At 66.6% G+C, this 8,298-nt stretch carries 1 protein-coding gene; it reads left to right on the forward strand.

Annotated elements, in window-relative coordinates:
- Positions 1-2: 2 nt before the first annotated feature.
- A partial coding sequence (locus ACM6LR_RS39070; RefSeq protein WP_414945628.1) for an amino acid adenylation domain-containing protein occupies positions 3-8,298 on the forward strand: 8,296 nt, incomplete at its 3' end.

Genomic DNA, 8,298 nt, shown 5'->3' on the forward strand with positions numbered 1-8,298 from the left:
GGATGTATCGCACGGGTGATCTGGCTCGGTGGAATGATGCTGGTGAGCTGGAGTTCGCGGGTCGTGCTGATGAGCAGGTGAAGGTCCGTGGTTTCCGGATCGAACCCGGCGAAATCGAGGCCGTCCTCTGCCAACATCCCGCAGTGGCCACCGCGGTGGTGATCTTGCGAGGGGAGAGCCTGATCGGCTATCTCGTATCCGCCACAGGGTCCACTGTGGACACAGTAGTGGTCAGGGCACACGCGGCCGCGCGGATGCCTGACCACCAGGTTCCCGCCGGATTCGTCGTACTGGACGCACTGCCGCTGACGCCGAACGGCAAAGTGGACCGTGCCGCGCTGCCGGACCCGGTGTTCGGGTCCGCGGCGCCGGATCGTGCACCGAGCACAGCGGCCGAGCGGGCCCTCTGCGAGGTCTTTACGGAGGTGCTGGACATCCCGTCGGTCGGGATTGACGACGGCTTCTTCGAACTGGGCGGTCATTCCCTCCTGGCCACCAGGCTGATCAGCCGGATCAGGGAAGTCCTCGGTGTCGAGATCGAGGTGCGTGTCCTGTTCGAGGCGCCGACTGTCGCAGAACTCGCGAAACGCCTGGACGGAGCCGGAACCGCCCGCACGCCCTTGCGGCCAATGGCACGCTCGCGGACGCTGCCGCTGTCCTTCGCGCAACGGCGCCTGTGGTTCCTGCACCGCCTGGAAGGTCCGAGCAGGACCTACAACATGCCCTTGGTGCTAAGGCTTTCCGGCGAGTTGGACCGGGCCGCGCTGAGCGCCGCGCTGGGTGACGTCATGGTAAGGCATGAGACCTTGCGGACGGTATTCCGTGAGATCGACGGCGATCCGGCGCAGGTGGTGCTTGACGCCGCGTCCCTGGCGCTGCATGTACGAGAAGTCGCCGAAGCCGATGTAGCGCCGGCGTTGGCCGAGGCCGTTGGCTACCCATTCGATCTCGCGTCCGAGCCGGCCGTGCGCGTCGACCTGTTCGTCCTCGGCCCCGACGACCACGTGGTTTCGCTGCTGCTGCACCACATTTTGGCTGACGCCTGGTCTTTGCGGCCGCTGGCTCGTGATCTCGCGGACGCGTATGCCGCCCGTCGTGTGAACACTGCGCCAACGTGGACGCCGTTGCCGGTGCAGTACGTCGATTACGCGCTCTGGCAGCGTGAACTGCTCGGCGACGAGAGTGACGAGGCAAGCCTGTTCGCGCGCCAGGTCCGCTACTGGACCGAAGCCCTTGCTGGACTGCCCGAACAGCTCGAACTGCCCACCGATCGGCCGCGTCCGTCGGTGGCCTCGTATGACGGCGAGGTGCTGTTCTTCGACATCGACGCCGGACTGCACCAGGCCATGCGACAGATCGCCGATGGCCAGAACGCCACTCTTTTCATGGTGCTGCATGCCAGCCTGGCCGGCCTGTTCACCCGGCTGGGCGCGGGTACGGACATCCCGATCGGCAGTCCGATCGCCGGCCGGCTCGACCCGGCACTCGATGAGCTCGTCGGATTCTTCGTCAACACTCTCGTGGTCCGCGCGGACACCTCAGGTGACCCGGGATTCCGCGACATGGTGAGGCGGGTCAAGGACTCCGCGCTCGGAGCCTATGACAACCAGGACGTCCCGTTCGAGTACCTGGTCGAGGTGCTCAACCCGGTGCGTTCGTTGTCGCACCACCCGCTTTTCCAGACCATGCTCGCCCTGCAGAACGCGCCGGAGGCGGCGTTCGGTCTGCCAGGGCTGACTGGCGCCCCGATGGATGTGGACACCGGCAGCGCCCGGTTCGACCTGTTCTTCAACCTCACCGAGACCTTTGACGCCGACGGCACGGCCGCGGGCATCAGTGCCTTCGTCGAGTACAGCACGGATCTGTACGACGGCAGCACGGTGAAGACCCTGGTAGACCGATGGCTGAGGCTGACGGCAGCCGTGACCGCGGATCCCGATCGCCGGATCAGCACGGTCGACCTGTTGACCGACGATGAGCGTGCGCTGCTGGCCGCGTGGAACGACACAGCCACCGAGATCCCGGCGGATTCGATCCCCGGCTTGTTCGAGGAACGGGTCCGGGCGGCACCGCACGCGCCCGCGCTCCGGACTGACGAAGTCGTACTGTCTTACGCCGAACTGAACGAGCGGGCCAACCGGTTGGCGTGGCACATGATCGCGGGCGGGGTTGGGCCGGAGTCCGTGGTCGGCTTGGCGCTGCCGCGGTCGCCCGAGTTCGTGATGTCCCTGCTGGCCACCTACAAGGCCGGCGCCGCGTACATGCCGATCAACCCCGAGTTCCCGGTGGAGCGCAAGGCGTTCCTGGTGGACGACGGCAAACCGGCGATGGTGGTCACCACGGGTCAAGTGCGCGCGGACTTGCCGGACCTCGGCGGCGCGGCATGTGTGGTGCTCGACGACCACGCCACCATGGCGGAACTGGCCAGTCAGCTGGTCCGGGATCCGCAGGACGCCGACCGGACCAAGCCACTGCATTCGGCGAACCCGGCGTATCTCGTGCACACCTCGGGGTCGACCGGACGGCCGAAGGGCGTGCTGGTCCTTGCAGGCGCGATGGTGAACGTGATCCGGTGGCATGGCACTGTTTTCCCGCCAGGCGAAGGGATCAGGACCGCCCAGTTCACCGCGATGAGTTTCGACGTCGCCGCGCAGGAAATCCTGGCGACGCTCGCGCTGGGCAAGGAACTGGTGATCCCCGACGAGGACACCCGGCGAAGCGGCGAGCTGTTCGCCCGCTGGCTCGACCGGCATCGGATCAGCGAGCTGTTCTCGCCGAACGTCGTCGTCGAGGCCGTTCTCGACGCCGCCGGAGAGCACGGGATCGCGTTGACCAGGCTCACCGATGTCGCGCAGGCGGGCGAGGCGATGACGCTCAGTCCGCAGGTGCGCGAGTTCTACACCACTCGCCCGCAACAGCGACTGCACAACCAGTACGGTCCGACCGAGACACAGATGATCTCGGGATACCGGTTGCCCGGCAATGCCACGGAGTGGGCCGTGCCGGTGCCGATAGGTCGGCCGTTACCGAACATGCGCGTGTACGTGCTCGATGCCCACCTGCGTCCCGTCGCGCCGGGCATACCCGGTGAGCTCTATACCGCGGGGGTTGGGCTGGGACGCGGGTACGTCAACCGTCCTGGGCTGACCGCGGAGCGGTTCGTGGCGTGCCCGTTCGGTGCGTCTGGCGAGCGGATGTATCGCACAGGCGATTTGGTGCGCTGGTTGCCCGACGGCAACCTGGTCTACATCGGCCGTACGGACGATCAGGTCAAGATCCGTGGCTTCCGAATCGAGTTGGGCGAGGTCGAAGCCGCGCTGCGACGGGTGGACCAGGTAGCGCAGGCGGTCGTGGTCGCGCACCAGTACCGCCCGGGCGACACTCGGCTTGTCGCTTATGTCGTCTCGCAACCACGTGCGGAACTCACCCAGGCACAGCTCAGGGACTCGACCGCCGCGGCACTCCCGGACTACCTGGTTCCTTCGGCTTTCGTGCTGCTGGACGCCTTGCCGGTAACGGTGAACGGCAAGGTGGATCGTGCGGCTCTGCCGGCACCGGACTTCACCGTGACCGTGGGCCGAGGTCCGCGTACACCGCTCGAAGAAATCCTGTGCGGCTTGTTCGCGGACGTGCTCGGGGTACCATCCGTCGGGATCGACGACGGATTCTTCGAACTGGGCGGACATTCGCTGCTGGCGACCCGGCTGATCAGCAAGATCAGGTCCACCGTCGGCGCCGAACTCGGCATCCGTGCCCTGTTCGACAAACCGACCGTCGCAGGCGTCGCGGAGCTGGTGGCGGGCGCGTCCGGCACGGCGGCCCGAGCTCCGCTCGGCTTGATGTTGAGACCCGACCTGGTGCCGTTGTCGTACGCGCAGCAGAGGTTGTGGTTCCTCGATCAGCTTGAGGGCCCGTCGGCGACCTACAACATCCCTTTGCCTCTGAGGCTGTCCGGAACGCTCGACATCGAAGTGTTGCGGGCCGCGGTGGCCGACGTGGTGGCCCGGCACGAGACGCTCAGGACTGTGTTCCCTGTCGTGGATGGAAGTCCAAGGCAGCGCGTGCTCGACCCAGCGGACGCCGTCGTCGAGGTATCCATTGTGGACCCTGATGATGTTGATGCGGCGGTGGATGCGAAGGCTCGTGAACCCTTTGATCTGGCTGGGGAACCGCCGATCCGGGTGCGGTTGTTCCAGGTCGCCCTGGACGAGTACGTGTTGCTGGTGGTGATCCATCACATCGCGGGTGACGGGTGGTCGTTGGCGCCACTGGCGCGTGACCTGGCGACGGCGTACTCCGCGCGTCTGCGAGGAAAGGCGCCGAGTTGGCCGCCGTTGCCGGTGCAGTACGTGGACTACGCGCTGTGGCAGCGGGAACTGCTCGGTGACGAGGACGATCCGGCCAGCCCGATCTTCGACCAGATCGAGTTCTGGCGGCACCGGTTGGCCGGTCTGCCCGCGGAGTTGAACCTGCCGACCGACCGGCCGAGGCCATCGGTGGCCGGGTATCGCGGCGATTCCGTTGCGTTCCACCTGGACGCCGACGTGCACCAGGCAGCGCTGTGCCTGGCGCGGTCGGCAGGCGCGACGGTGTTCATGGTGGTGCAGACCGCTCTCGCGGTGACGCTGTCGCGACTCGGTGCGGGTGTGGATATTCCGATTGGGACGCCGGTCGCCGGCCGTACCGATGAGGCGTTGGATGATCTGGTCGGGTTTTTCGTGAACACGTTGGTGTTGCGGACCGATGTGTCGGGTGATCCGAGTTTCCGTGAGTTGCTCGACCGGGTCCGGGAGGCCGATCTCGCCGCGTTCGCGCACCAGGACGCACCGTTCGAGCGCCTGGTCGAGGTCCTCAACCCGGAGCGTTCGCTGGCCAGGCATCCGCTGTTCCAGGTGATGCTCAGCTTCCACAACAACGCCGACGCTGTGGTCGATCTGCCAGGACTGGTCGTCGACGGGCACGACGCGAGCACCGACGCCGCCAAGTTCGATCTTGGCTTCAACATGCGCGAAGAGCTTTCCGCGGAAGGACGCCCGGCCGGGCTGGCCGGAGCCATCGAGTACGCGGTGGACCTGTTCGATGCCGAAACTGTGGCGGTGATCGGCGAACGGCTGGCACGCGTGCTGACCGCCGCGGTCGCCGAGCCGGACCGTGCCGTCGGTGCGCTGGAGGTCCTCTCACCCGCGGAACGCCGCCAGTTGCTGACAGACTGGAACGACACCGGCCGCGCCTACGGGTTCGCAACGATCCCTGACCTCGTGTTGGCCCAGGCGGAGCGGCTCAAGGACCACGTCGCGCTGCGGTGCGGTAAGTCCACTGTGTCCTATTCGGACATCGCAGCCGGAGTGCAACGCTTGGCGGCTGTGCTGAATACCTGTGGCGTCGGCAAGGGAGATGTCGTCGCCGTCGCCCTGCCTCGCTCCGAACGACTGCTGACCACCATGCTGGCGGTATCATTGGTCGGAGCCGCGTATCTACCGCTCGATCCGGCCCATCCGGCCGAGCGGACCGGGTATGTGCTCGCGGACGCGAAACCCACGCTGGTGGTCACCGATGACTCGGTGTCCTTGCCTGACACCGACGTCCGGGTGCTGTCGCTGGACGAGCCGGCCAGCGCGGCGGCGCCGGCCGCCCGCGTCGGCGCACACCCGGACGACGCCGCGTACGTGATCTACACGTCCGGTTCGACCGGGCGGCCGAAGGGCGTGGTGGTGACCCACGCCAACCTCGCCAATTTCCTGCACTCCATGCTGGAGCGGCTCGAACTGGGCGAAGAAGACCGGTTGGTCGCGGTCACCACGACCACCTTCGACATCGCCGCGCTGGAGTTGTATGCCCCGCTGCTGACCGGCGGGACCGTCGTCCTCGCCCAAACGGTCGACCCCGCGGACCTGGGCGTACTGATCCGGGGCAGCGGCGCCACGGTCATGCAGGCGACTCCGACGCTGTGGCAGTCGCTGGTGTCCGAGAACCCGGAACCGTTGCGCGGCCTGCGAGTTCTCGTGGGAGGCGAGGCCTTACCCGCGACGTTGGCCAAGGAATTGCGCGCGGTGACGGACCGGGTGACCAACCTCTACGGGCCCACCGAGACCACGATCTGGTCCACCGCCGCCGAGATCGGCGACGGACCCGTGTCGCTTGGCACACCGATCGCCAACACCCAGGTGTACGTGCTCGACCAGCGACTTCGCCTGGTCCCGCCGGGGACGCCCGGCGAGCTCTACATCGCGGGCGACGGCGTCGCCCGCGGGTACTTCGGCCGTTTCGGGCAGACCGCGGAACGGTTCTTAGCGTGCCCGTTCCAGTCGCCGGGCAGCAGGATGTACCGGACCGGTGACCTTGTGCACTGGAGCCACGACGGACAGCTGGTGTTCCTCGGCCGAGCAGATGACCAGGTGAAGGTCCGTGGGTTCAGGATTGAGCTCGGTGAGATCGAAGCCGCCCTCGAACGGCACGCCGCAGTCACCCGGGCAGCGGTGACGGTCCACGACAACGTGCGGCATGGCAAGCAATTGGCCGCCTATGTGATGACTGAGGGCGTGGCGCAGTCGATTGACCTGCGTGATCACCTGCGGAGCCTGCTGCCGGACTACATGGTGCCCGGCACGATCGTGTTCCTCGAGACACTTCCGTTGACCGCCAACGGAAAGCTCGATCGCCGTGCGCTGCCGGCGCCGAACTTCGCGGCCGAGCCGGGCCGTGACCCGCGGACACCGCTTGAGGAGATCCTGTGCGGCTTGTTCGCCGAGGTGTTCGAGGTGCCCAGGGTCGGCATCGATGACGGGTTCTTCGCCCTCGGTGGGCATTCGCTGCTGGCCACCCGGCTGATCAGCCGAATCCGGTCCGTCATGGACGTCGAAGTGGGCATTCGCGCGCTCTTCGAGAACCCCACTGTCGCCGGTCTCGCCGCCGCGCTGGACACCAGCTCAGGCGCACGTCGAGGCGTGCGGTCGATGCCGCGGCCGGACGTGGTTCCGTTGTCGTACGCGCAGCGGCGCCTGTGGTTCCTCGACCAGCTTGAGGGGCCATCCGCGACGTACAACATCCCGCTGATGCTGCGCCTTCGCGGAGACCTGGACATCGACGCACTGCGTGTCGCGGTCGCGGACGTGGTGACGCGCCACGAGAGCTTGCGGACGGTGTTCCCCGCCGTGGGCGGAGTTCCGCGACAGCAGGTGCTCGACTCAGCTGCCGCTGTCATTGAGGTGTCCGTCGTGGACATCGACCCGGCTGGTGTCCGGGCCGCCGTGGAATCGGCTGCCCGTGAGTCGTTCGATCTGGCGGGTGGGCTGCCGATCCGAATGTGGCTGTTCCGAGTCGATCCGGACGAGTTCGTGTTGCTGGCTGTCGTGCATCATATCGCCGGCGACGGGTGGTCTTTGGCGCCCTTGGCTCGCGATCTGGCGACCGCGTATGCGGCGCGGGCGGCCGACTCCGCTCCACAATGGACGACGCTGCCGGTGCAGTATGTGGACTACACGTTGTGGCAGCGGGAACTGCTCGGCGACGAGGACGATCCCGACAGTGCCGTCGCACAGCAGCTCGACTATTGGCTGACCGCACTACGGGATCTGCCCGCGGAACTAAACCTGCCGACCGACAGGCCACGACCCGCGATCGCGAGCAACCGCGGCGAGACACTTCCCATCCACCTGCCTGCCGCACTGCACAAGCAGATAGCGGAGCTGGCCAGGGAGATCCAGGTCACGGAGTTCATGGTCGTGCAGGCGGCGCTGGCGGCGTTGCTGTCGCGACTCGGTGCGGGTTCGGACATCCCGATCGGGACGCCGATCGCCGGGCGTACCGACGAGGCGTTGGATGATCTGGTCGGGTTCTTCGTGAACACGTTGGTGTTGCGGACCGATGTGTCGGGTGATCCGAGTTTCCGTGAGTTGCTCGGCCGGGTGCGGGAGACCGATCTAGCCGCGTTCGCGCGGCAGGATGTGCCGTTCGAGCGGCTCGTGGAGGTGCTCAACCCACGACGATCGCCGGCACGTCATCCCCTCGTGCAGACCGTCATCGCGTTCCAGAACCTGCCGGAAGCAGTACCGCGGCTGCCAGGTCTTGACGTCTCTCCGGAGTTCGCCGCCGCCGGTGCCGCGAAGTTCGATTTGTTGTTCACCCTTGGCGAGAGTCACGCCGACGACGGTGAGCCGAGCGGTATCGAGGGTTTCGTCGAATTCAGTACTGATTTGTTTGATCGTGGTTCTGTTGTTGTTTTGGTTGAGCGGTTGGTGCGGTTGTTGGGTGCGGTGGTGGTTGGGCCGGATGTGCGGGTTAGCCGGTTTGAGATTTTGT

The sequence above is a fragment of the Amycolatopsis sp. cmx-11-32 genome (assembly GCF_047608695.1).
Classification (GTDB): Bacteria; Actinomycetota; Actinomycetes; order Mycobacteriales; family Pseudonocardiaceae; genus Amycolatopsis.